The sequence below is a fragment of the Salinispora oceanensis genome (assembly GCF_000383575.1).
Taxonomy (GTDB): Bacteria; Actinomycetota; Actinomycetes; order Mycobacteriales; family Micromonosporaceae; genus Micromonospora; species Micromonospora oceanensis.
Window position 1 is genome coordinate 2,488,490 of sequence record NZ_KB911579.1, and the last position, 24,439, is coordinate 2,512,928.

Consider the following 24,439-nt stretch of genomic DNA (forward strand, 5'->3'; position numbering starts at 1 on the left):
GCTGGGCTCTGGTCTAAGCGGTGCGGAACGGTTCGGCCATCGCGACTGCGATCTTGCGTGGTCCGGTGAACGGCTCGCGGCCGTGTGCGGCGAGCATGTTGTCGACGAGCAGGACGTCGTCGCGTTGCCAGTCGAAGCGGCGCTGGGCTGCGCGGTAGCAGTCGCGCAGGTGCGCGACCACCTCGTCGGGCACGCGCTCGCCGTCGCCGTAGTAGGTGTTCGTCGGTAGGTCCACCTCGTCGAACATCTCCCGAAGGCCGGCGCACATCTCCTCGGCCAGGGTCGTCACGTGAAAGAAGGTGAGGTGGTTGAACCACACCTCCGCGCCGGTTGCCGGATGCCGGTGAACGGCCTGACGCCGCCCGGTGGTGCGAAGGCCGTTGCGGCCGACCCATTCCACCTCGACGCCGTTGCCGGCGCAGTAGGCCTCGACCTCGGCGGGCTTGTCGGTATTGAACGCCTGCTGCCACGGCACGCCCAGACCGTCGGAGAAGTTGCGCACCACGGTCCAGCCACGGCGGGCGAACTCGTCGCGTACGGCCGGATCGATCGATCGGAGGACCTGCCGGGTGTCGGCCAGCGGGGTGGCCCCAAGGGTCTCTGGTGGGGTGATGCAGTAAAAGAAGAGTGTCATGGGCCAGGTCGCCTGGTAGGAGTTCTCGTTGTGCAGGAAGATCTCCTCGCCCGGGGGGTAGTCGGTTGAGGTGTAGACCTGGCCCTTGATCGTGCTACGGGGCGAGGATCGCTCGGCGTAGCTGAGTGGGGTGCCGGATACCGAGCGCACGATCTGGTCGAAGCCGTCGACACCGTCGACATCGAAGCCACGCAGCAGCACCGCGCCGTGCTCGCGCAACCGTTGGCGTACCCGGTCGCGGGACGTCGCGAGAAACGACGTGGCCGTTGTCTCTGGGGCCGGTGCCGTCACGACAAACGGGAGCGCCGGCTCAGCGTCCGAGGGAGTCCGCAGAGGCTGAGGAAGAGGGCTCGTCTTCATGCTATTCAGGGTTCCTGGTGGGGCAGCCCGGCTGCAGAGAACAACTGGCAGCTCCGTTCGCATGCCTGCTGCCGGCATCTGTGCGCGTTCTTCTCTGCATCGGGCACGGGAAGGCGCGGCACGCTCTCGATGGGTCCCCGGCGTGACGTTGCCACTGGACGGGTGTCGGCCCGACCTGTGGGCCCAGACGATCGCATCGATGGAGCGGACCGATGACCACGACCGCGCAACCCCGGCCTGGTGCGCCGGTTTCCAAGTTGCGTCACAACCGTGACTTTTTGTTGCTCTGGAGCGGGACCGCGGTATCCCTGGTCGGCCTAACTGTATCTACGGTCGCCTATCCATTGTTGATTCTGGCGGCTACCGGATCGAAAGCCGCAGCTGGTGTCGTTGGCTTCTTTTCGCTACTTCCGGCACTGCTGTTCCAACTACCGGCCGGGGTGTTGGTTGACCGGTGGGACCGACGTCGGCTGATGATCTGGTGTGACGTGGTTCGAGCGGCCGGGGCCGCGAGCGTAGTCCTTGCGTTGGCTCTCGACGAGTTGACGGTGGCGCACGTGGTGGTGGTGGGCTTCGTCGAGGGCACGATGTCGGTGTTCTTCAACCTGGCGGCACACGCCGCCGTGCCCAACATCGTGCATCCGGACCATCTGCCGGCCGCGCTGTCCCGAAACGAGGCGCGTTCCCGGGCGGCGACCATGCTCGGCACCACTCTTGGCGGGGTCCTGTTTGGGCTGAGCCGCGTCATGCCGTTTCTGCTGCACGCCGTCACTCACGTGATCTCGCTGGTCACGTTGCTGTTCATTCGTGCGGACTTCCAGCGTCGACAACCAGCGCGTACCCGAACCACCGGGCTGCTCGCCGAGGTCGGCGAGGGGATGCGCTGGTTGTGGCGCCAGCCGTTCCTGCGCACGGCCGCACTACTCGTCGCCGGCAGCAACCTCCTGTTCCGTGCACTGTTTCTTGTTGTCGTGGTGATGGCAACCGATGTCGGGGCGTCGCCGGCGGCAGTCGGGGTGTTGCTCGGGGTCGCCGGGGCCGGCGGGGTGCTCGGCTCCCTCGCTGCCGGCTGGTGTCAACGGTGGGTACCACTGCCGGCCCTGGTGGTTGGGGCGAACTGGATCTGGGCCCTGCTGATGGGCGCGATCGTTGTCGCCGACAACCTGTACCTACTAACCGCTGCGTATGCCGGAATGTGGTTTGTCGGCCCGTTGTGGAACGTCGCCGTCGCCACCCACCAACTTCGAATCACCCCGGATCGACTGCGGGGTCGGGTCCTTGGCGCGATGGGCCTGCTCGCCAGCGGCGCGTTGCCGATCGGCGCCCTGATCGGTGGCCTGCTGCTGGAATGGTTCGACGCCCGCGCCGCCGCACTGGTGCTCGCCGGCTGGATGGGCCTGCTGGCCCTTGTCGCGACGTTCGCCCCCGCACTCCGCAGGCCGGTCGTACCTGTCGAGACCCCCACCGTCCCCGACGCCGAACCCACCGTTCGTTGATCGGTCCCGTCGACCAAGGAGGAAGCTCCGTGTCCGGAGTGCTATCGACGATCGGTGCGACACCGATCGTCGAGTTGACCAAACTAGACCCCAACAGTTCGGTCAGGATCTTCGCGAAACTCGAGTCACACAACCCCGGTGGCAGTATCAAGGATCGTTCCGCCCTGGAGATGCTCCAGGAGCGGATCCGGGATGGCCAACTTGTGCCCGGAAAATCTACTGTCATCGAGTCCAGCTCCGGCAACCTCGGCATTGGCCTTGCCCAGATCTGCGCCTATCACGGAATTCGCTTCATCTGCGTGGTGGACCCAAGGACCAACCGTCAGAACATAGCAATTATGCGTGCGTACGGCGCTGAGGTCGAAGTGGTGACCGACGTCGACCCAGTTTCTGGTGAGTACCTCCCGGTGCGGATTCGTCGGGTTCGTGAGCTCGTCGAGAGCATCACGCACGCCTACTGCCCCAACCAGTACGCCAACCCACTCAACCCGCGGGCGCACCACAGCACCGTGCGGGAGATCCTGGACGCACTCCCGACGCTGGACTTTGTGTTCTGTGCCACCAGCTCCTGCGGCACCCTGCGGGGCTGCGCGGAGTACCTGCGCCGTCATCAACTGCCGGCTCAGGTCGTCGCGGTCGACGCACTGGGTAGCGCGATTTTCGGGCCTCCCGTCGGGGGCCGGCTGATTCCAGGCCATGGCGCGTCGGTCCGCCCGAGCCTGTACGCCGACGGCCTCGCCGACCAGGTGATCCGCGTTCACGACCTCGACGCCATCGTCGGGTGTCGCCGCTTGGCCGCCCGCGAGGCGATCCTGGCCGGTGGTTCGTCCGGGGCGGTGGTGTCGGCCCTGGACGTCGTGCGCGATCGGATTCCGCCGGGCTCGACGTGCGCGCTGGTCTTTCCCGATCGGGGTGAGCGGTATCTCGACACGATTTATAACGACGATTGGGTCGCCATGCATTTCGGTGATGTAGCCCACCTGTGGAAGGAACCCGAGATGGAGGCGATGTCATGCTGATGTTGGGTAAAAGTGAGGTGAACCTGGTTCTGGACGGCGCGGAATCGGACGTGCTGGCAGCGGTGCGAGAGGCGTACGAGCTGCACGCTCTGGGGCGTACGGCGGTGCCGCACTCGGTCTTCCTGCGTTTCCCGGCCGATCTGCAGAACCGCATTATCGCGCTCCCGGCCTACCTGGGAACCCGGATCCCGGTGGCCGGCGTCAAGTGGGTCGCGTCCTTCCCGGGTAACCTCCGGCTGGGTCAGGACCGAGCATCGGCATCCATGATCTTGAACTGCCCGCGGACCGGTTTTCCCGAGGTTTTCATGGAGGCCGCCGCCATTTCCGCACAGCGCACCGCCGCGAGCGCCGCGCTCGCGGCGGTCACCCTGGGCTCGTCGCATCCCGAGTCGGGCGTGTCGCAGATCGGGTGCGGCCCGATCGGCTTCGAGGTGCTGCGGTATCTGCAGCTCGTCAAGCCGGAACTGGACCAGATCACCCTGTACGATCTCGACCGAGCGCGCGCGGAGTCCTTCGCCGCCCGGGTGAACGCGAGGTGGCCGAGACTCAAGGTGGAGGTCGCCGCGCAGGTCGAGGAGGCTCTCGCCGCGCACCCGCTCGTCACGTTGGCGACCACCGCGAGCGTGCCACACCTCGCCGGGGAGCACTTGCGCCCTGGCGCGTTGGTCCTGCACCTGTCGCTGCGTGACCTCAGCGCCGAGACGATTCAGACCAGTATCAACATCGTGGACGACGCGGACCACGTGTGCCGCGCCGCCACCTCGCTGCACCTCGCCGAGCAGCAGTCCGGCGGGCGTGACTTCATCGCTGCCTCACTCGGCGAGCTCCTCGTGGCCGGCGATCGCTACAGCCGCGACGACAGCTCGCTGACGGTCTTCTCTCCGTTCGGCCTGGGCTGCCTGGATCTGGCAGTGGCGGCGATGGTCCGGCGGAAAGCCGAGGAGCGTGGCCTGGGCACGACCCTGCCGGGCTTCATGTCCGTGGGGGAGGCCTGACGCACGGACGCCATCCCCTACTGCCCTTGACCGCTCCCAGGCGACGACCGTCGGGTCGCCTGGGAACGACACTCCTCGGCGGGTGGGAACGGTGGTGGCCGGCGACCCTTTCGGGTCGCCGGCCACCGACCTACTCAGATGCCGCTTGCTTTCGTGCAGTCCGACGATGGTTCCAGGCTGAAGTCGAGGGTCGCGACGAACCCTGCCTCAACCTTGGTGCGGTCGAACTCCGGAACCCAACCGTCCTTGGCGACGATCACGTCGTAGCGGCCCTTGGGCAGCCAGACCGTGTACGTGCCGGAGTTGTCCGCCGTCAGGGTGTAGCCGGCGCCGCTGCCGGTCGCGTTCACCCGGACGGTGGCCGGTACGCCGACGGTCTCCCCGCCGCAGGTAACCCCGGTGACCGTGCCCTGGAGCTTGCCCCAGCTCTTCGGCGGAGACACGTTCATCTCCACCTTCACCGGCGTGGTCGGGTACGGCACGTCGGCCGCGAAGGCCAGCTCGCCGCTGTAGCGACCGGGCTGCTCAACCCCGGCCTCAGCGGTGGCCGTGAGGGTCAGCTGCACCTTGCGGGACTCGCCCGGCTCCAGGGTGAAGCTGGCCGGTGCGGTGCTCAGCCACGGCAGCTCCGTCTCCTGGACGCACAACTCCAGCCCGCTGAGCTGTTCGACCTCCGCCGTTCCGAGGAACGGGTCAAATGAGCCGCCGATCCGGTAGGCCCCACACGCGCCGGCCCCCCGGTACCGGGCGAACTCGGCGTTCGGCAGGTCCTGCCAGGTTCCGGCCGCCGGGTCGTAGGCGATCGTCTGGTTCGTCACCGTGGTGGAGCCGTTGGTGATCCCGCCGGCCAGCACGAGCATCCCGCCGGCCGCGGCGGACGACGAACCCCACAGGTCCAGCGGCATGTCCGCGATCGGAGTCCAGGTGTCCGTCGCCGGGTCGTACTTGTGGGCGGCGGTGTCGGCGCCCGAGCCACCGGCGCAGTACATCTGGGTGCCGACGCCACCGCAGCTCATCCAGGAGACCTGCTGCGGGTAGGGGGCAACGGTGGCGAAGGTCGCGGCCCTCGGGTCGAAGACCACCGTGTCGTCGGTCGCGGTGCAGCTCGAGTTGGCGCAGCCACCCACCAGGTAGATCTTGCCGTCGACGACGGCGGTTCCGGGGGCAGCGGTCGGCGCGGGGTTGGTGACCCCGTCCAGAGTGCTCCAGGTTTCGCTGGCCGGATCGAAGACATTAACCGTGGCGTCCGGGTCGATCTCGTTGCCCCACCCGCCGGTCACGTAGATCTTGCCGCCGACCGCCGCGACGCCCGGCTTCGACCGGGAGGTGGGTAGCGGCGGCAGCTCCGACCAGGAATCGGTGCCCGGGTCGTAGGCCCAGGTCGCGCGTTCGTTGCCGGTGGCGCTACCGCCGCCGATCGAATACACCTTGCCGTCCAGGATGGCGGCGGAGTTGTCGAAGGCATTCGATGGGAGGTCCGCGACCCGGGTCCAGCTGTTGTCCGTCGACTCTTCGGCCTCGGCCGGTGCTCCACCGAACGTGGTCCCGGTCCGGGCCGTGCTGATGCCCTTCATCGTGACCTCGCGCAGCGGGGCCCCCGGCGCCGCCAACAGATCAAACGCGCCGGACCGTTCCAACACCTCGACGTCGGCCGGGGCGGTGCCGGTGTTCTTCACCGTCACCTGGGTGCTCCGGGTGCTGCCGTACGGCTGGTGTGACTCCACCTCGGTCGGGGTGACCGTGAGCTTTCCGGCGGCGAGCGCGAAGTCGGCCCGTCGCACGTCGTTGGCGACGACGGTCACGTCCTGGGTGGCCACCGGGTACGGTGCCCGCTCCGCGGTGAACGGGTGCGTTCCGGTGAGGCTGGAGAAGAGCCAGTAGAAGCCCTTCGACTCCGCTGGGTCGTCCGTGCCGGCCGAGACAGCGTTATCTTCGGGCTGATCCACGCTGGTCACCGTGACGCCGTTGAGGGCTGCGTCGGTGTTCTGGTCGCTGGTCGTGCCGACTACCAGGCCACCGGGCGCCGGGGTGCAGTTCCGGTTGGCCAGCATGACATCGTCGACCTGCCACCACCAGTCGAAGGAGCCGGCGAAGCGGAACCGCACCTGAACCTCCGACGCGCCGGCTGCCGGCGTCAACGGCACCTCCTCGACCCGCGGCCCGCGCAGGCTGCTGGTCTGGTGCCAGACGTTGGTCCAGGTCGCGCCGCCGTCGGTGGTGACGTCGATGTCGGCGCTGTCGGTGACGCCGATTGCCCGCCAGTCAGTGTTGAACCGCAGTACCGGCGCGGGGGTCCCGGAGAGATCCACTGTCGGGCTCACCAGGTCGGTGTCCTGACTGTTGCCGAGGCCGAGATCGTCGCTGTCGATGATCGCGAAGCCGCCGCTGCCGCCGGTCAGGTTGCCCCGTCCGCCGAGGTCCTCGAAGGTCCAACCGCCCTCGTCGGTGCGGTTGACCACCGACCAGCCTTCCGGCGTGGTGTTGTCGGCGAAGTCCTCCGTCAGGAGTGGGTCGTCGTAGCTGGCGTTGTAGCCGGCCGCCGTGCAGGATTCCGCGATCTGAACAGCCATGTCGACGGTGGTGGCATCGCTACCGACCGGTACCTCCCGGGTCACCGTTCGGTAGTCCGGGTACTGCGGGGTGGCGGTGATCGAGTAGGTGTTATCGCCGGCCACAGTGGCTGACCACTCTCCCGTTACCGGGTCGGTGAAGACCGGGTCGCCGGGCTTGCCGGCAATGTTGATCTTCGCGTAGAGCGGCCAGCCGTGTCCGGAGCCGTCGGTAACTTGACCGCTCACCGTGACCATGGGGCTCTCGACGAGCGCGAAGTCCCGGGACACGGCCCCGCCCTCGTCCACGGTGAAGGTGTCCGACTGCGACTCGTAGCCGTACAGGGTGGCCGTCACCGTGGTCTCACCGGCCGGAACGGTCAGCGAGTACCGGCCGTCGGTGCCGGTGGTGGTGTCGCGGGTGCCGTCGTCGATGGTCACCCCGGCGAGCGGCTCGCCGTCCTCGGCTGCGGTCACGGTGCCGGTGACCCGCCCGACCGGGCCGCGGGGGGCCTCGTTGACCGCCGCGTACGCGTCGAGCCGGCCTTCGCCGAACACGTTGTTGTCGGCCGCGGTCCCGCCGCAGGTGGTGTCATCGACATCGCGGGCGGTACGGTCCAGCAGCGCCTCGGTCGCCGGCAGGTCCCCGCGGAGGCTGGGGGCGACCGACCAGATCAGAGCGGCAGTGGCGGCGACGTGTGGGGCTGCCATCGAGGTGCCGTTGAACGCGGCATAGCCGCCGCCGGGGACGCTGGAGCGCACGGCCACCCCTGGCGCGGCGATGTTCGGCTTGATCAGATCGGTGCCGGAGCCACGGCTGGAGAAGCCGGCGATGGCGCCGTTCGAGCCGTACGCGCCGACGGCGTAGGAGCTCTCGTAGTCCCCGGGGGAACCGGCGGTGCCGCAGCCCGGGCCGCTGTTGCCGTTGGAGAAGACCGGGAGGATCCCGGCGGCCCGCCACGCGTCGACGGTCTGCTGGTACCAGGGGTCGTTGCCGCCGCCGCCCCACGAGTTGTTGACGATGTCGGGGCGCAGCTCCGGGCGGGGGTTCTCGCCGTTGGCGTCGGTCGGGGCCAGGATCCACTGGCCGGAGGCGAGGAGCGCGGCGTCCGAGCAGGTGCTGACCTCGCAGCCCTTCGCCGCTATCCACCGGGCACCCGGTGCGACACCGATCTGGTTGTCGGCCCCGTCGTCACCGACCATCGTGCCCATCGTGTGCGTGCCGTGGTCGTTGTTGTCGCAGGGCTCCGAGTCGGAGCAGATGCCCGTCGGGTCGAACCAGTTGTAGGCGTGGTCGAAGCTGCCGCCGCCGAGGTTGCCCCGGTAGGAGTTGACGAGGGCGGGGTGGTCGTACTGCACGCCGGTGTCGATGTTGGCGATCACGATGCCTTCGCCGCGGTCGCCGAACTCGTCCCACACCTGGGGGGCGCCGATCTCGGCGACGCCCCACTCGATGGCGTCGGTGCGGGCCTCGGCCTCGGCGGGCGTCGGCTCGATCAGCTGGCGACTGCGGATCGGCTCGATCCGCTCGACCTCGGGCCGGTTCGCGATCTCGTCGATCAGGGCCCGGTCGCCGTGGACCTGGATGGCGTTGGCGACCCAATAGGAGGTGTGCTCCGCCTTCCGCGCCTCAAGCAGCCGCAGCAGGTCGGCTTGGGTGCGGTCGGCGGTGTTGGTCAGGAGTTGGTGGACCGCACGGGCCCGGTCATCGGGCGCTTGCAGGGTCGCGGTGCTGGCGAGCGGTGCGGTTTCCCGTAGGTAGACCAGGAAACTGGTGCTGTCGCTGGTCTCCAGCAGCTCGGACGCGACGGTTGCCCGCTCCGATGCGCCGGGCGGCGACGCGGCGAGCGCGGGCTGGGCGCTCAACCCCAGTACCAGCGCCCCGAACGCGACGGCCAGACGCCCCAGGCGTGACCGCGCGGATGGTCGTACGAACACGTGTCCTCCCCACGTCCGCGGGCCCGGGCTGTTCCGAGCCCGCGCCAGCCATGCTCGTGAAAGTACCGACGCTGATCAATAAATTGTCTCGGTCAGTATTCGATCAGTGACTGGGCGCGTTTCTGGCCGTACGCTGACTCGGTGTTCGGCCGGACATCATCTCGACGGAGGTGATGCTGGTCACGTCCACGCGGGTGCCTGGGGAGGCTGTGTGTCTGAGGGGAAAGGTCCGATCGTGGTCTGCGTGAGTTCCGATATGGCCGTGCGCGAGCGCGTGTTGCGTCGGCTCGACGGGGTGGGGCCGGTGCTGAGCTGTGCCGATCTTGCGGAGCTGCGGGCGATGCTCTTTCCTGAACCATCCGTCACCGAGGAGCGGGGTACCGGTCCACCGAATGCCCCGGTCCGCTACGGCGAGCTGGTGGTTGACCCGCCGGGGCACCTGGTTACCTGGCGGGGACATCCACTGGCGCTGACCCGTACCGAGCGGCGCTTGTTGACCCGGCTGGTGACCCCGCCGGTCCGGCTCTGGAGCTACGAGCGACTCTTCGCCGCGGTCTGGGGCGGCGCCTACCTCGGCGACACCGCGATCCTGCACTCGGCGATCAAGCGGCTCCGGCGCAAGCTGCGCCTGCTCTCCGGTGGCCCACGGGTGCTGACCGTGCGCGGGGTCGGCTACCGGCTCGTCCTGGGCTCCGACGACGCGGGCGGCTAGTGCGGCCGTCCCGGCGGCGGCTGACCCCGGTCCGGGACATGACACGATGGCGCGGTGAGCGCCGTCCATCCGGGGTATGCCCCACCCTCCGGGCCTGATCGCCCGCCGTCCCGGCCGTGGGCCCGACGCCTACTGATCGCGGGCACGATGGCCTGGGCGGTGCTGCTGGCGGGGCTGGCCTGGTGGTCGGCCCGCACCGACGAGCCGACAGTGCGGGAGCAGCGCACGATTGAGCAGGCGGCGCCGGTGGTCAGCGCGGCGGTCGGCCAACTCGTCGCGGCGCTCGACGGCACGGCGTGGGCGATGACCCCGTCCCGCGTGGAGCGGGGCTGCCGGGTCACCCCGGTCAGCACGGGCGCCGAACTGACCCGCGGGATCGACGTCCTGGTCGCCGAGGGAGGCGAGCGCGAGCTGCTCAGCCAGGTCACCGAGGCGCTGCCGGCACGCTGGCGGGCCGGCGTTCGGGACGCCGCCGAGGGCCCGCTGCTGCGCGCCGACGCCGGTGAGTTCGTCCTGGTCGAGGGGGAGTCAACGAGTCCGGGCCGGGTTCGGCTTGAGGTACTGACCGGCTGTCGCCCGACCGACGCCGGGTCCGGCGATCGGCTGCGTGGGAACCCGCCTGAACCGGCGCTGCGCGCCGCGTTGCAGGCGTTGGGCCGCCCGGTTCCCGAGCACTCGGACGAGGTCGCGGCCCCCTGCCCCGGGGGTGCGAAGGCATGGACCCAGCGGGTAGCTGCCGGCGCCGGGCCGGCGTCGTTGAGCGCCCTGGCCCCGTTGGCGGCCGGCGCCGTCGTGGTCGACACACCCGAGGCGTACGCCTACCGGCGCGGCACCGACCTGATCGTCGCCGACGCCACCGGCGACCAGCTGTACCTGGCGTTCTCGACCGGGTGCGCTGACTGAGGAGGGAGAAATCGTCACCATGTGTCGGCCGAGTCTCCTAGCCTTTCGCGGATGACCAGCGAGAAGCTCCAATTCACGGTTCTGGGTTGTGCAACGCCCTACCCGAGTGTGGACAATCCCTGTTCCGGCTACCTGGTGTCGGGTGGGGGTGCCCGGGTGTGGGTGGACGCGGGCAGCGGGACGCTGGCTCAGCTGCAACGACATGTCCGGCTGGACGAACTGGACGCGATCTGGATCTCGCACCTGCACGCTGATCACAGCGCCGACCTCCTGACCGCCTACTACGGGGCGCTGTACGCCGATATCCAGCTTGCGGCTCCGATCCCGTTGTACGGCCCGCCTGGCATCGCCGACCGATTGGCGCACTTTCTGACCAACACCGCGACCCGCAGCCCGATCGAATCCGCCTTCGCCGTGGGGGAGCTACACGACGGGGATCGGGTGGCGGTCGGCGCGCTCACGTTGACCAGCCGTTCGGTGGCGCACGGTATCCCCGCCTTCGCATTGCGTGTCGATATTGGGGGGCGGTCGTTGGTGTACTCCGGGGACACAGCCCCCTGCTCTGGCCTGACGAGTCTGGCCGAGGGCTGCGATGTGCTGCTGTGTGAGGCCGAGAGCGCGCAGGTCCCGAGCGCGGGAGAACGGGTTCACCACACACCGGAGGATGCCGGTGAGACTGCTCGAGCGGCCGGGGTGGGGCGCCTGATCGTCACGCACATCGGGAGGTTCCTCACCCCAGAACAGGCGGTGGCACGTGCCTCGACTCGGTTCGATGGCCCCATCGACCACGCCGTCCCCGGTGCCACCCATTCGGTCGACTGAGCCGGCTCGCCGTGGCCAGTAGCCGAGGCTTCCGCCCGCGCCAAAGGATGGCGTCCTGCGGTGGGACGGTGTCGTGGAGCGCTAGTAGTGCTTTGTTAGGTTGGGGTGGGTTGGTGGCAGAGGGGGCAGTACCCGAGCCAGGTCGCGAGTAGGTACTGCAGTTCGCGCAGGACGGCGTAGAGGCTCAGGTCTGCCCCGTTGCTTTTGGGTGTGTCAGCCTCAGTTGGGTGAGGAACAGTTGGGCGGCTGCGGTGAGGGTGACGTGGCGGTGCCAGCCGATCCAGGATCGTCCTTCGAAGTGGTCAAGGCCGAGGGCGGTCTTGAGTTCGCGGTAGTCGTGCTCGACGCGCCAGCGGCTTTTGGCCAGGCGGACCAGTTCGGCAAGTGGTGTGTCGGCGGGTAGGTCGGACAGCCAGTAGTCGCTGGGTTCGTTCTGGCCGGGGGGCCATTGCACGAGTAGCCAGCATTCGGGCAGGACACCGTCATCGCCGCGGTGTGGACCGCGTCGGACGGCTCGGCCGGCGGGACGCACCCGCAGTGCGAAGAAGTGCCCGGACAGCTCACCGACGGGCCGGTCGGGGTCGCGGTTGGCTGTGGGGAGCCGGGCGCGCCAGCGCACCAGGCGTGCCGCGTCAGCACCGTGGGCGAGGGCGAGGTCCTTCAGGCTGCGGGCCGGGTGGGGGTAGCGCGGTGTGGGGTGCTTGCCGACTCCGGCGTAGGGCACCTGCACGGGTTGGGCGTGGCCGGGTTGCGCGGTGGTCGACGACGTGGTCGCGACAATGTAGCCGATACCGCGTTCGGTCAGTCCCTGACGGAACTCGGCGACCTGGCCGTATCCGGCGTCGGCGGTCAGCAGCGGCGGACGCAGCCCCCACTCGGCCAACTCGTCGAGCATCTCCAGGGCCATCAGCCACTTCGGCCGGTACCGCTCGGCGTCCGGGACCTTCGACGCGGTGCGGCGCCGCCGGATCTGCGCGATCTGCTCGGCAGGCGGCACCTGCACCCGGGTGTGTGGCTTCTTCGCCCCGGCCGCATCGAGGGTGACCGGCTGCTGGCGCAGCCTGCGGGCGTGTGGGTTCGCGGGCTTGCCGTCCGGGCCCGGGATGCAGGCGTCGTCCCAGGACTCCGGCACGAATAGCCGCCAGTTCAGTACCGCCGAGGCCGTGTCGGTCGCCGCGTGAACACTGACGGCGATCTGGCAGTTGGCGACCTTACCGAGAGTGCCGGAATACTGCCGGGCCACACACGCCGAGGCCTTGCCGTCCTTGGGAAACCCGGTGTCATCGACCACCCACACCTCAGGCGTCACCAGGTCGACCGCAGCGGTGGCCATCCGCCGTCGCACCCCGCCGACGTCCCAGGTGGACGAAGTCAGGAACTGCTGCAACTGCTGATGATCGGCCCCGAGCCGCTGCGCCATCGGCTGCATCGACTTCCGCCGACCGTCCAGCATCAACCCTCGCAGATACCGCAGCCCCGTCGCCCGCTGATCCGAGCGCCGCAACCCCGCGAAGATCCCCGCCGCGAAGTCCTCCAACCGCCCCCGCACCCGAACCAGATCCCGCTCATCCACGCACCGCAGCCAAACACCGCCACCATGCTCACACAAGCGACACGCCACAACGACCTAACAAAGCACTACTAGTCACCCAGCCGACGATCGGACGAAAGGGTCTGCTGCACCGATAGGTGACAGTTTCAGTCACGCGGCCTGACTGGCCGGTGAGGTCATGATCGTCTCGTACTCGAGAGGGGTCAACCGGGACAGAGAGTGTCGTCGTCTGCGGTGGTAGGCCCGCTCGATCCAGGTCACGATCGCGGTCCTGAGCTGCTGGCCGGGTGGCCCAGCTACGCCGGTCGAGGACGTTGTTCTGCAGCAACCCGAAGAACGATTCCATAGCGGCGTTGTCGCCGGCGGCGCCGACTCTGCCCATCGATCCGGTCAGGTGATGCTGGTGCAGGGCGTGGACGAACTTTCGGCTGCGAAACTGCGACCCACGGTCGGTGTGCAGCACGCAGCCGGCCACCCGGCCGCGTCGGGCTACGGCGTTGTGCAACGCGTTGACGGCCAGCCGGGACTTCATCCGTGAGTCGATGCAGTAGCCGACGATCCGCCTCGACCACACGTCCTTGATCGCGCACAGGTAGAGCTTGCCCTCACCGGTGCGGTGTTCGGTGATATCGGCCAGCCACAACCGGTTCGGGCCGTCGGCGGTGAAGTCCCGTTGCACGAGGTCGTCGTGAACTGGTGGACCGACCATGCCACCCTTGCCGCGCTTCTTGCGCTTACCGAAGGCGCTCCACCAGCCATTGTCCGAGCAGATCCTCCACCCGGTGCGCTCCGCCATCGCCTGTCCGGCGGCGCGGGCCTCATCGACCAGGAACCGGTACCCGAACTCCGGGTCAGCGCGGTGGGCATCGACCAGGGCGTTCGCGCGATGAGCGGCGACGAGTTCGGCGTCACCGACGGGCCGGCCGAGCCACCGATAGTAGGGCTGACGAGCGATGTTCAGTACCCGGCACGTCACCGCGACGGGGATCCCGTCGGCGGCCAGCTCGCTCACGAGCGGGTAGAGCCTTTTCCCGGCAGATGCGCCTGCGACAGATACGCCGCGGCCCGACGCAGGACCTCGTTCTCCTGCTCCAGCAAGCGGATCCGTTTGCGGGCCTCACGCAGCTCGGCTGACTCGCCGCCGCTGACGCCCGGTTTGACTCCCGCGTCAACGTCAGCCTGACGCAGCCACTTGAACAACGTCATCGGGTGCACCCCGAAGTCCTTCGCGAGCTGCTCGACCGTCACACCCGCCTCGCGGCTTTGAGCGACACGCACAACATCATCACGGAACTCTCGGGGGTAGGGCTTGGGCACAGCAACATCCTCCCAGGCCGCCCACAGGGCAAGCCATCTCAGATGTCACCTATCGGTGCAGCAGACCCGATTCTGGTCTCCACATTTACGAGGGAAGCCACATGCCAAGACCTTCGGTAGCCGGAGGGGTGAAACTCCCTCCGGCTACCGCCCCTGGGCTTCTAGCCGAGTACGGACATACAGCTACTGGTTGACTCAACCATCTCCGGCCCGATCGCTGCCAACCCAATACGGATAAGCTCTTATACCTGCAACGTCGCCCGATACGTCAATTTCGAGAGAAATGGACGCCAACATCAGCAACCATTCTCGATACTACACGTCTGGTTCTATTGAGCCGCCAAGGTGTTAGGCTGCAGGCCAGTACGCCGGCCACGAATAGCGTTATAGCGAATATTAGGCTCGGCAGATGCGTAGCAGGCTGAGCCGTAAACTCCCACCACTGATACCCTCCGCCACTACCATGCCCCCAGTAGAGCAATACGCATAATGCGCCAATAGGCAGAATCCATGAGTAGTTCCAGCCGAGCAGCCGTCCAGAGATAAGGGCGAGACCAAACCAGGCAAATAGCGCGCGAGCAACCAATGGCACCAAAGCAGAATCGATGCCCACAGCCACGGCCACCAAGATGCAACCGCTAGAAATGGCGAAGGCTCCACCGAGTATCCCCCTCCGCAATTTGAAGTAGGGAAACCCGCCGGCAACTTCGAGCGCTTCCATTTGACTTGTTACGGTAAGGGCCGGCAAGGAGGCTGATCCGACCGCTAGCAAGCGCCAGAATTCTATCTTGGCCCCCCCCGTATCAGTGGCAGCCGGAATGGACGTCTCGAACGTACCCCAACTCCAGACAACTACACCTATTGCAAGCATTGCGGTGAGCAACCAACGCGAATTTCGGATCTGAAGATACGCTATGATCGGCCTTGCGCGGAGCCAATGGCTATGCGGCACGACAATGATGTTTCTTGACATCGGCGACGATGGCAGATACCCAAATGCCCTGATCCTGATCCGACTTCCCGGCAGCAGCTAGGCGACCAGTTGACCACGCCGTTTGCAGACTAGCCGGGGCGTTGGTGCGATAGTCCGGCCCACCGCTATCGGCCAGCCGCCATTCCAGCCAAGCGAACATCTGCTCCATTCGACGCTCAGGATCTGGCGCTGCATCCGGTCTACATTCGGCAAATACGGTCCCCATGATTGCCCTCGCGACTCCACGCGCCAACGCCCACCGGCTCCCCTCGGAGATGTCGAATTCTGGATCGAACTTACCTGGAACTTCAATCGCCGTTCTATCATCCGACCACTTTGTCGAGCCAGAAAGCGCATAATCGACCACCCGATCGGGCAATGGAAGATCAACGGGGAGCATGGCTATTTGCTGATCTATTGCCTCGATCATTGGGGCGTATTTCGCATGCTCGGGCCACAGACAATATTCGATCGTCTTTTGGAGGCAGAGTGGCTTTGCGGCCGGCGGCCGCTGATCAGCTACAACGGTAGTCAAATGGACTGCGACCACGCCGACGAGCGCTGCCACCGAAACAGCAACCCGCTGGCCAAAGAGAACCGGACGCGCTACTCGCGACGGAAGTGCGCAGACAATCGCCGCAAAAGCTAGGATGACCGTTAAACGCAAAATGACAGGGGTTGACTGAACCTCGATCCAGGGTGGACCCGACTGGCGCACGAGTTGCGTGACGGAGCCAAGTAATGACATGCCAATAAACCAACTGAGTGCGGCACAGAGTGCGGCTACTAGCGGTGAGAGCAGCTTTCCAACGAGCCACCCCCAAGATGCTCCGAAGACAATCAATGCCGTCCCGAGCAGTATGTACATAAGAAAACTCAGCCATCCCTGCGGAAATAGCGTTACCGCTGTAGCCACAAAGGCGCTAGCTGACACGACAAGGTAAGGTGCAATTAGCCACAGCAGCGTCGCGCTAAAGCGAGTTAACTCGACCTTTATAGGTCTGATGGCAGCAGACATAGCCTGTTCACTAAGGCCACGCAGTTCGACGGAAGCAGCTACCCAGGCAGCCGAACCCGCCGCAAAGATGCTCAGGAAGTACGCGCCTACCTGAGCAGCTGCTCCCGACTCCGGCCAAATCCCGATCCAGAATCTGTTACGACCGAACAGGACAGCGATGCCAAGAATGGTCAGGGGAAGGAAGCCCCATCGCGCGGAGTTGTTTTTTAGGTTCAACCACAGCGCTCTCATCTGGCCCGGTCCCCCTCTGGCAGAAGGCTCATGTAGGCCCGTTCCAGTGACGAATGCCCCGACATAGATGAGTCGTCTCTTAATTTAAGGTTATCAACTGTACCTGTGAATCGGACTTGCCCGGCGTTTATGACCATAACTCGGTCACAGGCAGCATCAACATCATCTATGAGGTGCGTGCTGAGCACGATAGTCGTTTCAGACAATCCTCTGATAAGGTCACGGAACCGTAGACGCTGCTGCGGATCTAAACCCACTGTCGGTTCGTCAAGCAACACAACGGGAGGTCGGCCTACGATGGCCCATGCAATAGCCGCTCGTTGGCGCATTCCGCCCGACAACCGGCCCAATTTCGTAGCCGCCTCACCAGCAAGGTCAACATACTCAACGGCCGCCTCTGTCGCCTCAGACCATTCGGCCCGGGGCAGGCCGCGGAGCCACGCCCCGTATTGCACAAAGTCACGGACCCGCATCCCTGGCTCAAACCCGAACCGCTGAGGGAGAAAGCCGATCCCCCGCCTGGCGGCCCTCGCCTCAGCCTCTGACGTCACCTCACGCCCGTTTACCTTCAGCCTTCCCTCACGTGGTGGCTGAATGGTCGCGAGGGTGCGCAGCAAGGTGGTCTTGCCGGCTCCGTTGGGTCCGAGTAGCGCAGTTATGCCCGGGCGAAGTTCGATGTCAAGGCCGCTAAAGACCGTACGACGGCCGTAGCCCTGACTGAGCTTCTCAGCAGAAATCATTGCTAACCTTCCAGATTGGCACTTTCGAGGAATGCCAAAAGAATGGCCGGGACCGCCAAAGACGGTTCCGGCCAGACTACTCTTTCAAACAAAGCCCAATTAGGCTGGATCAGCTACTGGAACCAGGTAGTAATATCGTTGATCCCCCAGGTGCAATCCTCGCCGTCATAGCTTGCCATCGAACCCTTATTGCGGAAGACGCTCAGACTCTTATTGAAATCCACTCCCGAACAGTCAGCCTCTGAACGGTAAGTGCCGGTACTATGGGCTCCAGTGTCGAAGTCGCAGTCCTGATTCCAGTCTGTTTCCCAATAGATCCCGTAGCACCCTTCCGTAGTGTTGCCGTAATCCACCGCCCAGGCGGGGGTTGCTAGCACCCCTCCCGCAAGACTGGCTAAGGCGACTACCAAGCCAGCCGACGCCATGTGACGTGACTTCCTAGCATAACTAGACACAAATACCCCTACTCTCTATCAAGCATTTTGCATTCGTAAGGAATTATCCTTACCCACTAAACCAGGTATCCACGCCATGAATACCAAAGCTGCAATCAGGGCCATCATAGGAATTACTGGAGCCGGAGACTCGCGTTTTTTCGATCGTTTCGTCAGTGATCTGAGGGGCCGTACAATCGGCGGTTGACTTGTATACACCGGCTTTGGTGGCACCAGACCCTTCACATTCCTGATTCCAGTCCGTGTTCCACCAAATCCCATAGCAGTTGTTAATCTTGTTACCGACCCCGTCTGCCGATGCGGGATTCACCAGAAGGGTTACTGCGGCGCCAGCCAGGGTAAGCGTCAAGCCAACCTGGGTTACCGAACGCAGCAGCTTTCGGCTCCTCATCACAAAACCTCCTATCGCTAAAGATCGAAGCAGGACAATCTATTGTCCTGCTTCGATCTTTAGCCGCCTCGCAATTTCGGTAGTGGATACGGGCCAGTCTAGCACGGACTGCCCCTTTTGTCGTCCACAGGAGACCTTGCTCGCTTCGGTTGACTCCTGACCTGCTAGTAGTGCTTTGTTAGGTCGTTGTGGCGTGTCGCTTGTGTGAGCATGGTGGCGGTGTTTGGCTGCGGTGCGTGGATGAGCGGGATCTGGTTCGGGTGCGGGGGCGGTTGGAGGACTTCGCGGCGGGGATCTTCGCGGGGTTGCGGCGCTCGGATCAGCGGGCGACGGGGCTGCGGTATCTGCGAGGGTTGATGCTGGACGGTCGGCGGAAGTCGATGCAGCCGATGGCGCAGCGGCTCGGGGCCGATCATCAGCAGTTGCAGCAGTTCCTGACTTCGTCCACCTGGGACGTCGGCGGGGTGCGACGGCGGATGGCCACCGCTGCGGTCGACCTGGTGACGCCTGAGGTGTGGGTGGTCGATGACACCGGGTTTCCCAAGGACGGCAAGGCCTCGGCGTGTGTGGCCCGGCAGTATTCCGGCACTCTCGGTAAGGTCGCCAACTGCCAGATCGCCGTCAGTGTTCACGCGGCGACCGACACGGCCTCGGCGGTACTGAACTGGCGGCTATTCGTGCCGGAGTCCTGGGACGACGCCTGCATCCCGGGCCCGGACGGCAAGCCCGCGAACCCACACGCCCGCAGGCTGCGCCAGCAGCCGGTCACCCTCGATGCGGCCGGGGCGAAGAAGCCACACACCCGGGTGCAGGTGCCGCCTGCCGAGCAGATCGCGCAGATCCGGCGGCGCCGCACCGCGTCGAAGGTCCCGGACGCCGAGCGGTACCGGCCGAAGTGGCTGATGGCCCTGGAGATGCTCGACGAGTTGGCCGAGTGGGGGCTGCGTCCGCCGCTGCTGACCGCCGACGCCGGATACGGCCAGGTCGCCGAGTTCCGTCAGGGACTGACCGAACGCGGTATCGGCTACATTGTCGCGACCACGTCGTCGACCACCGCGCAACCCGGCCACGCCCAACCCGTGCAGGTGCCCTACGCCGGAGTCGGCAAGCACCCCACACCGCGCTACCCCCACCCGGCCCGCAGCCTGAAGGACCTCGCCCTCGCCCACGGTGCTGACGCGGCACGCCTGGTGCGCTGGCGCGCCCGGCTCCCCACAGCCAACCGCGACCCCGACCGGCCCGTCGGTGAGCTGTCCGGGCACTTCTTCGCACTGCGGGTGCGTCCCGCCGGCCGAGCCGTCCGACGCGGTCCACACCGCGGCGATGACGGTGTCCTGCCCGAATGCTGGCTACTCGTGCAATGGCCCCCCGGCCAGAACGAACCCAGCGACTACTGGCTGTCCGACCTACCCGCCGACACACCACTTGCCGAACTGGTCCGCCTGGCCAAAAGCCGCTGGCGCGTCGAGCACGACTACCGCGAACTCAAGACCGCCCTCGGCCTTGACCACTTCGAAGGACGATCCTGGATCGGCTGGCACCGCCACGTCACCCTCACCGCAGCCGCCCAACTGTTCCTCACCCAACTGAGGCTGACACACCCAAAACCCAACCCAACCTAACAAAGCACTACTAGTAGACGAGCGCGCGGCTCTCCTCGGCCATGACCTCTTCGACGAAGACCGCCGAGCCGGCGATCCGGACGCCGGGCAGCACGTCGCCAGTCCCGATGTCCCGGCGGGCCGCGCACTGTGTGCAGGCGGTCACCCGGCCCGTCGTCAGGATCACGTGCAGTAGCTCGCCCAGCGGGGCCGAGTGCGGCAGCTCGAACTCCTGCGCCCGGCCGGGCAGCGCGAACCAGGTCGCCTCGCCGGTCAGCCAGAGCGAGACGTCAACTCCGGCGGCGGCCGCGGTGGCCGCAACCGTGAAGGCCTGCGCGCACCGCTCCGGGGAATCCGCTCCGGCGGTGACCTTGACGACGAGGTTTCGGCCCACGAGCGCCAGCATAGGATAGTCGCCGATGGTCACCGAGATAGGGTTCGTAAGTTTGCTGGTCGCCGCGCTGGGTGGGCTCGCCGGCGGCTTGGTCTACCTCGCCGTACGCATTTCGAGAGGGCATTAGTGAGTGACGAGAATCCGCTTCAGCCGCCGTGGCTGAACGCGCCTCCGGTGGACCCGTACCCCTACGAGGAGAGCCACGACCTGCGTACCGGGCCGAAATTGCACCCCACTCTGGACGGCCTGCTGCCGTACATCGGGGTGTGGCGGGGTCGGGGCCGGGGCGGCTACCCCACCATCGAGGATTTCGACTACGCCCAGGAGATCCGGATCAGCCACGACGGCCGACCGTTCCTCTGCTACGAGTCGCGGGCGTGGCTGCTGGACGAGCAGAGCCGCCCGGTCCGCCCGGCCGGGCGGGAGATGGGTTGGTGGCGGCCGGTGCTCGACGGTGACGACCGGGCGACCAACGAGTGGGAGGCGCTGATGAGCACGCCCACCGGCGTGATGGAGCTGCACCTCGGCAAGCGCACCGGCACCCAGCTCGAGTTCGCCACCGACGCGGTGGTGCGCACCCCCACCGCGAAGGAGGTGACCGCCGGTCACCGCCTCTTCGGCATCGTGGAGGGCGCCCTGCTCTACGCGCAGGAGATGGCCGCGGTCGGCCACGGCCTCACCCCGCACCTGTCCGCCCGGCTGATCCGGGTGGGCGGCTGAGATCAGTCCGGCTGATCCGTTGACTCGCGGCGTAGGTCAGTGCGGTTGATCCGCGCCGGCGGAGGTCAGTCCGATTGGTCGTCGTCGGGCGGAACGGGGAAGCCGAGTAGGGCCTGCAGCCGCCGGGTGTAGGCCGACCGCGGTCGGCCGATGCCGTCGAGGACACGGACCTCGACCAGGCCCCGGACCGACGAGCTGAACCAGACCGCGTCCGCGGCGTGCAACTCGGCCGGGGTCGCCAGCTGCTCGTATGCGGCCAGCCCCACCTGTTCGGCGTTGGCCAGCAGCCACGCGGCGGTGGTGCCGGGCAGGATGCCGGCCGCGGCGGGCACCGTACGCAGCGCCCCACCGGTGAGCCAGAGGACGTTGGCGGTCGGCCCCTCCAGGACGTAGCCGTCGGTGGAGGTCCAGAGCGCGTCGTTGACGCCGTTGCGGGACGCCCATCGACGGGCGGCGTTGTGCACCGCGTACGACGTGGTCTTGCTGCCGGTGGGCAACCAGTCCAGGCCGGCGCGGCCGCGGGCCGGCACGCCCAGCGGCAATGTCGCCACGGTGATCCCGTCCCGGCGAGCCGCCCGGGCCGACGGCGGCACCGGGGCCAGCGTGGCGTACGCGGTCGGGGCCTCGCCGTCGGCCACGCCGCGGGTGCAGACCAGCCGCAGCGCCCCCTCAACCTCGGTGGGCCAGTCGGCGCAGATCTCCTCGAGCAGCGCGACCAGGGCATCGGCCGGCGGCAGGGTCAGACCCAGCACCGGGGCCGCCCTCGTCATCCGTTCCAGGTGTGCCTCCCGCAGCCAGGGCCGACCCGCCCGCAGGTGCATCGTTTCGAAGAGGCCGTCACCGTGTAGGACGCCCAGGTCGTCGCCGCGCAGCACTGGCTCTGTGACCGGCACCCGGCCCCGCCCGAGCACCGCGATCCTCGCCGTCGTCATGGCCGCCGAGCATAGGGCCCAGCCGGGCCGCGTCGGGTACCGTCCGGCCCGGCACCACCGACACGGGCGTCGGCAGAACGGGGCCGGTAGGACGGGAGAGTGCTGTTCGGCCCGAGCGAACTATGCTTGGACGGTGTCCGAATCCTCCCTCGCGGAACTGCTCCGGGCCCGTGGGCTGCGCTTGACGGCGCAGCGGCAGCTCGTCCTCCAGGCGGTGTTGGAGCTGGGGCACGCGACCCCGGAGCAGGTCCACACGGCTGTCCGGGAGGTGGCCGCAGGCGTCAACATCACTACTATCTATCGCACGCTGGAGCTGCTGGAGCGGCTCGGCCTGGTGACGCACACCCATCTCTCGCACGGCTCGCCGACCTTCCACGCGGCCGGCGAGGACCAGCACGTGCACCTGGTCTGCCGGGAGTGCGGCGCGATCGACGAGATCGATCCCGCCCTGCTGCGCCCCTTGGCTGACCAGCTTGCCGAGCAGCGGGGGTTCCGGGTGGACGTCGGCCATGTCTCCCTCTTCGGCCGCTGTGATCGCTGTGAGAACGGGGCGCAGGAATGATCGATATTGCTGGGGCGGTCTCCGTCGAGAGCATTGACGAGGGCAGCCGGGATCAGCCGGAGCCGGCGCACGCCGCGGCGGGGGTCCGCTCGGTGGCGGCGCACTACGGGGATCCGCTGCGCGAGCAGCGCACCCTGGAGACGGGGGTCGGCCTGGTCGACCGTTCGCACCGGGGGGTGATCGCGGTGCCGGGCGAGGATCGCCTCGGCTGGCTGCACACGCTCACCACCCAGCACCTGGCGGACCTGCCCGCCGGGCAGGGCACCGAGTTGCTGGTGCTCTCCCCGCACGGGCATGTCGAGCAGCACGCGATGGTGGCCGAGGAGGGCGGTACGACCTGGCTGGACACCGAGCCGGGCGACACCGCTGGGCTGCTCGGGTATCTGGAGCGGATGCGCTTTTTCAGCAAGGTGGAACCGCGCGACGTGACGCCGGACCACGCCCTGCTCTCGCTGGTCGGGCCGGCGGCGGTGGACGCCGTGGCGACGCTCGGCGTCTCCGGCCTGGCCGAGCCGGACCTGCTCGAGGTGCCCGGCCCGAAGTTCCGGGCCGGCTCGGTACCGCCCCGGTCGACGGTGCGCTACGACGTTCGTGCGCTACCGGTCGGGGGCTGGGCCCGCCGCGGCCCGCTCGGCGTTGACCTGCTGGTGGCTCGGGAGGCCATGGGTCGGGTAGTGGCTGAGCTGCGCGACGCGGGCGTGCCGGTCGCCGGGCTCTGGGCGTACGAGGCGGTGCGGGTGGCCGCCCGTCGGCCCCGGGTCGGGCTGGATACCGACCACCGGAGTATTCCGGCCGAGGTTGGCCTGGTCGGGCCGGCCGTACACCTGGAGAAAGGCTGCTACCGCGGGCAGGAGACGGTGGCCCGGGTGCACAACATGGGTCGACCGCCGCGTCGGCTCGTCCTCCTGCATCTGGATGGGGTGACCACGGACCAGCCACCATCGGCCGGCACTCCGGTGACTCGGGACGGGCGGGCGGTCGGCTTCGTCGGCACCGCCGTGCACCACCACGAGCTGGGCCAGGTCGCCCTGGCGGTGGTCAAGCGCAACGTGCCCGACGACGCCCGGCTGCTGGTCGGGGAGACCGCCGCGATGATCGATAGCTAGGGAAGGAACCCGGTCTGAGGCTGCCGACAGCGGAAGGGTTCAGGCTTGACAGCCGGCATGCCGGAAGACTTCCGGCCGGACGGTCACCGGTCGGGCGACTAGGATCCGGACATGACGACAGGGACGTTGATCACGGTTGCCCCGACCGGGGCCGAGTCGGCCAAGGTTGAGGTGCCGGCGCTGCCGGTCACCCTTGATGAGCTGCTGCTGACCGCGAAGGAGTGCGAGGCGCTGGGCGCCGCCGTGGTCCACGTTCACATCCGGGACGGCGCGGCGCAGCCGACCCTCGACCAGCGGCGGCTGCGCGAGACCGTGGCGGCGCTTCGCGAGAGCACCGACCTGGTCGTGCAGCTCTCCTCGGGTGGTGCGGTCAGTGACCCGGAGGCCGACCGGCTCGCTGTGCTTGATGCCGCCCCTGACATGGCCTCCTGCACGATGGGCACGGTCAACTTCGGCACCGACGTGTTTCTCAACCGGTGGGAGTTCATCGTTGAGCTGCACACCCGGATGCAGGAGCGCGGCATCGTCCCGGAGTACGAGATTTTCGACCTGGGGCACCTCACCGCCCTACAACGCCTCCTCGGCAAGTACGGCCTGCCGGCCGGCGGGCATGTGCACGTTGACCTCGTCATGGGCGTGCCCGGCGGAATGCCCGGCACTCCCGCGGCCCTGGTGGCCGCCGAGCAGATGCTGCGGGACCTACCAGCCGGCACCACCTTCTCGGCGACCGGCGTCGGTCGTAGCACGATCCCGGTCCTGCTGGCTTCGCTCTCGGCGGGCGGACACCTCCGGGTGGGCATGGAGGACACGGTGACCTATGCCAAGGGACAGCCGGTCGAGTCCAATATGCAGCTCGTGGCCCGCGCGGTCGGCTTTGCCCAGCTCGCTCAGCGCCCTCCGCTCACCACCGCCGAGGCCCGGGAACTGCTCGGCGTGCCCGCCCTTCGCCGGTAAGTGGTGCGTTGGGGGTCGCCCCCTGACGTTGTGTTCCCAATTCCCTGGTCACCCCTCGGCTGGAC

Annotated in this window: 19 protein-coding genes and 1 pseudogene; 12 read left to right on the plus strand and 8 right to left on the minus strand. The window is 67.3% G+C overall.

What is annotated here, in order from left to right; translation table 11 throughout:
• Nucleotides 1–13: 13 nt before the first annotated feature.
• Complete coding sequence (locus SALPAC4_RS0111615; RefSeq protein WP_027644631.1) at nt 14–994, minus strand: TauD/TfdA family dioxygenase; 981 nt, start codon at nt 992–994, stop codon at nt 14–16.
• A 212-nt stretch (nt 995–1,206) separates the two neighbouring features.
• Between SALPAC4_RS0111615 and SALPAC4_RS0111620 the strand changes: the two genes are divergently transcribed.
• The 3 genes from SALPAC4_RS0111620 to sbnB are packed head-to-tail and all read left to right on the plus strand — an operon-like array spanning nt 1,207 to nt 4,504.
• Nucleotides 1,207–2,490, plus strand: a complete 1,284-nt coding sequence (locus SALPAC4_RS0111620; protein ID WP_019870468.1) for an MFS transporter — start codon at nt 1,207–1,209, stop codon at nt 2,488–2,490.
• Nucleotides 2,487–3,509, plus strand: coding sequence for a 2,3-diaminopropionate biosynthesis protein SbnA (gene sbnA / locus SALPAC4_RS0111625; RefSeq protein ID WP_027644630.1), 1,023 nt, complete (start codon nt 2,487–2,489; stop codon nt 3,507–3,509). Before SALPAC4_RS0111620 ends, sbnA begins: the two co-directional genes overlap by 4 nt.
• A complete protein-coding gene (sbnB, locus tag SALPAC4_RS0111630; protein ID WP_019870470.1) occupies nt 3,503–4,504 on the plus strand; it encodes a 2,3-diaminopropionate biosynthesis protein SbnB in 1,002 nt (333 codons plus the stop codon). The genes sbnA and sbnB overlap by 7 nt, the downstream gene beginning before the upstream one ends.
• Before the next feature lie 134 nt (nt 4,505–4,638).
• On the opposite strand, the gene SALPAC4_RS0111635 is transcribed toward sbnB, so the two are convergent.
• On the minus strand, nt 4,639–8,991 hold the full coding sequence (locus SALPAC4_RS0111635) for a S8 family serine peptidase (protein WP_019870471.1): 4,353 nt from the start codon (nt 8,989–8,991) through the stop codon (nt 4,639–4,641).
• Nucleotides 8,992–9,247: 256 nt separating this feature from the next.
• On the opposite strand from SALPAC4_RS0111635, the gene SALPAC4_RS0111640 reads away from it, so the two are divergent.
• The 3 genes from SALPAC4_RS0111640 to SALPAC4_RS0111650 are packed head-to-tail and all read left to right on the plus strand — an operon-like array spanning nt 9,248 to nt 11,428.
• Nucleotides 9,248–9,703, plus strand: coding sequence for a winged helix-turn-helix domain-containing protein (locus SALPAC4_RS0111640; RefSeq protein WP_019870472.1), 456 nt, complete (start codon nt 9,248–9,250; stop codon nt 9,701–9,703).
• Nucleotides 9,704–9,757: 54 nt separating this feature from the next.
• Nucleotides 9,758–10,606, plus strand: a complete 849-nt coding sequence (locus SALPAC4_RS0111645) for a hypothetical protein (protein WP_027644628.1) — start codon at nt 9,758–9,760, stop codon at nt 10,604–10,606.
• Nucleotides 10,607–10,657: 51 nt separating this feature from the next.
• Nucleotides 10,658–11,428, plus strand: coding sequence for an MBL fold metallo-hydrolase (locus tag SALPAC4_RS0111650; RefSeq protein ID WP_019870474.1), 771 nt, complete (start codon nt 10,658–10,660; stop codon nt 11,426–11,428).
• A 184-nt stretch (nt 11,429–11,612) separates the two neighbouring features.
• On the opposite strand, the gene SALPAC4_RS0111655 is transcribed toward SALPAC4_RS0111650, so the two are convergent.
• The 4 genes and pseudogenes from SALPAC4_RS0111655 to SALPAC4_RS26465 all read right to left on the minus strand — a co-directional run bounded on the left by SALPAC4_RS0111655 (nt 11,613) and on the right by SALPAC4_RS26465 (nt 17,259).
• Nucleotides 11,613–13,001, minus strand: coding sequence for an IS701 family transposase (locus SALPAC4_RS0111655; protein ID WP_019870475.1), 1,389 nt, complete (start codon nt 12,999–13,001; stop codon nt 11,613–11,615).
• 129 nt (nt 13,002–13,130) lie between these two features.
• Nucleotides 13,131–14,297: pseudogene (locus SALPAC4_RS25295) on the minus strand (IS3 family transposase).
• A 941-nt stretch (nt 14,298–15,238) separates the two neighbouring features.
• The gene (locus SALPAC4_RS27735) at nt 15,239–16,519 is read right to left on the minus strand and encodes a hypothetical protein (protein WP_162562149.1); all 1,281 of its coding nucleotides are present in this window, start codon (nt 16,517–16,519) and stop codon (nt 15,239–15,241) included.
• A complete protein-coding gene (locus SALPAC4_RS26465) occupies nt 16,516–17,259 on the minus strand; it encodes an ABC transporter ATP-binding protein (protein ID WP_080640886.1) in 744 nt (247 codons plus the stop codon). Before SALPAC4_RS26465 ends, SALPAC4_RS27735 begins: the two co-directional genes overlap by 4 nt.
• A gap of 1,082 nt (nt 17,260–18,341) precedes the next feature.
• Here SALPAC4_RS26465 and SALPAC4_RS0111670 point away from each other — a divergent pair.
• Nucleotides 18,342–19,727, plus strand: a complete 1,386-nt coding sequence (locus SALPAC4_RS0111670) for an IS701 family transposase (RefSeq protein WP_019870477.1) — start codon at nt 18,342–18,344, stop codon at nt 19,725–19,727.
• Between the two features lie 10 nt (nt 19,728–19,737).
• On the opposite strand, the gene SALPAC4_RS0111675 is transcribed toward SALPAC4_RS0111670, so the two are convergent.
• Nucleotides 19,738–20,112, minus strand: coding sequence for a DsrE family protein (locus tag SALPAC4_RS0111675; RefSeq protein ID WP_018739966.1), 375 nt, complete (start codon nt 20,110–20,112; stop codon nt 19,738–19,740).
• 13 nt (nt 20,113–20,125) lie between these two features.
• On the opposite strand from SALPAC4_RS0111675, the gene mtfM reads away from it, so the two are divergent.
• The gene (gene mtfM, locus SALPAC4_RS28965; RefSeq protein WP_018218112.1) at nt 20,126–20,227 is read left to right on the plus strand and encodes a small membrane protein MtfM; all 102 of its coding nucleotides are present in this window, start codon (nt 20,126–20,128) and stop codon (nt 20,225–20,227) included.
• On the plus strand, nt 20,227–20,820 hold the full coding sequence (locus SALPAC4_RS0111685) for a nitrobindin family protein (protein WP_018730256.1): 594 nt from the start codon (nt 20,227–20,229) through the stop codon (nt 20,818–20,820). Before mtfM ends, SALPAC4_RS0111685 begins: the two co-directional genes overlap by 1 nt.
• 65 nt (nt 20,821–20,885) lie before the next feature.
• Here SALPAC4_RS0111685 and SALPAC4_RS0111690 read toward each other — a convergent pair whose 3' ends face one another.
• Nucleotides 20,886–21,752, minus strand: coding sequence for an aminotransferase class IV (locus SALPAC4_RS0111690; protein ID WP_019870478.1), 867 nt, complete (start codon nt 21,750–21,752; stop codon nt 20,886–20,888).
• 133 nt (nt 21,753–21,885) lie between these two features.
• On the opposite strand from SALPAC4_RS0111690, the gene SALPAC4_RS0111695 reads away from it, so the two are divergent.
• The 3 genes from SALPAC4_RS0111695 (at nt 21,886) to SALPAC4_RS0111705 (ending at nt 24,374) form a co-directional block, all read left to right on the plus strand.
• Nucleotides 21,886–22,314, plus strand: coding sequence for a Fur family transcriptional regulator (locus tag SALPAC4_RS0111695; protein ID WP_018730254.1), 429 nt, complete (start codon nt 21,886–21,888; stop codon nt 22,312–22,314).
• Nucleotides 22,311–23,420: a CAF17-like 4Fe-4S cluster assembly/insertion protein YgfZ gene (gene ygfZ, locus SALPAC4_RS0111700; RefSeq protein ID WP_019870479.1), complete on the plus strand. Its 1,110-nt coding sequence runs from the start codon at nt 22,311–22,313 to the stop codon at nt 23,418–23,420. The genes SALPAC4_RS0111695 and ygfZ overlap by 4 nt, the downstream gene beginning before the upstream one ends.
• 111 nt (nt 23,421–23,531) lie before the next feature.
• Nucleotides 23,532–24,374, plus strand: a complete 843-nt coding sequence (locus SALPAC4_RS0111705) for a BKACE family enzyme (protein WP_019870480.1) — start codon at nt 23,532–23,534, stop codon at nt 24,372–24,374.
• The last annotated feature ends 65 nt before the right edge of the window (nt 24,375–24,439 follow it).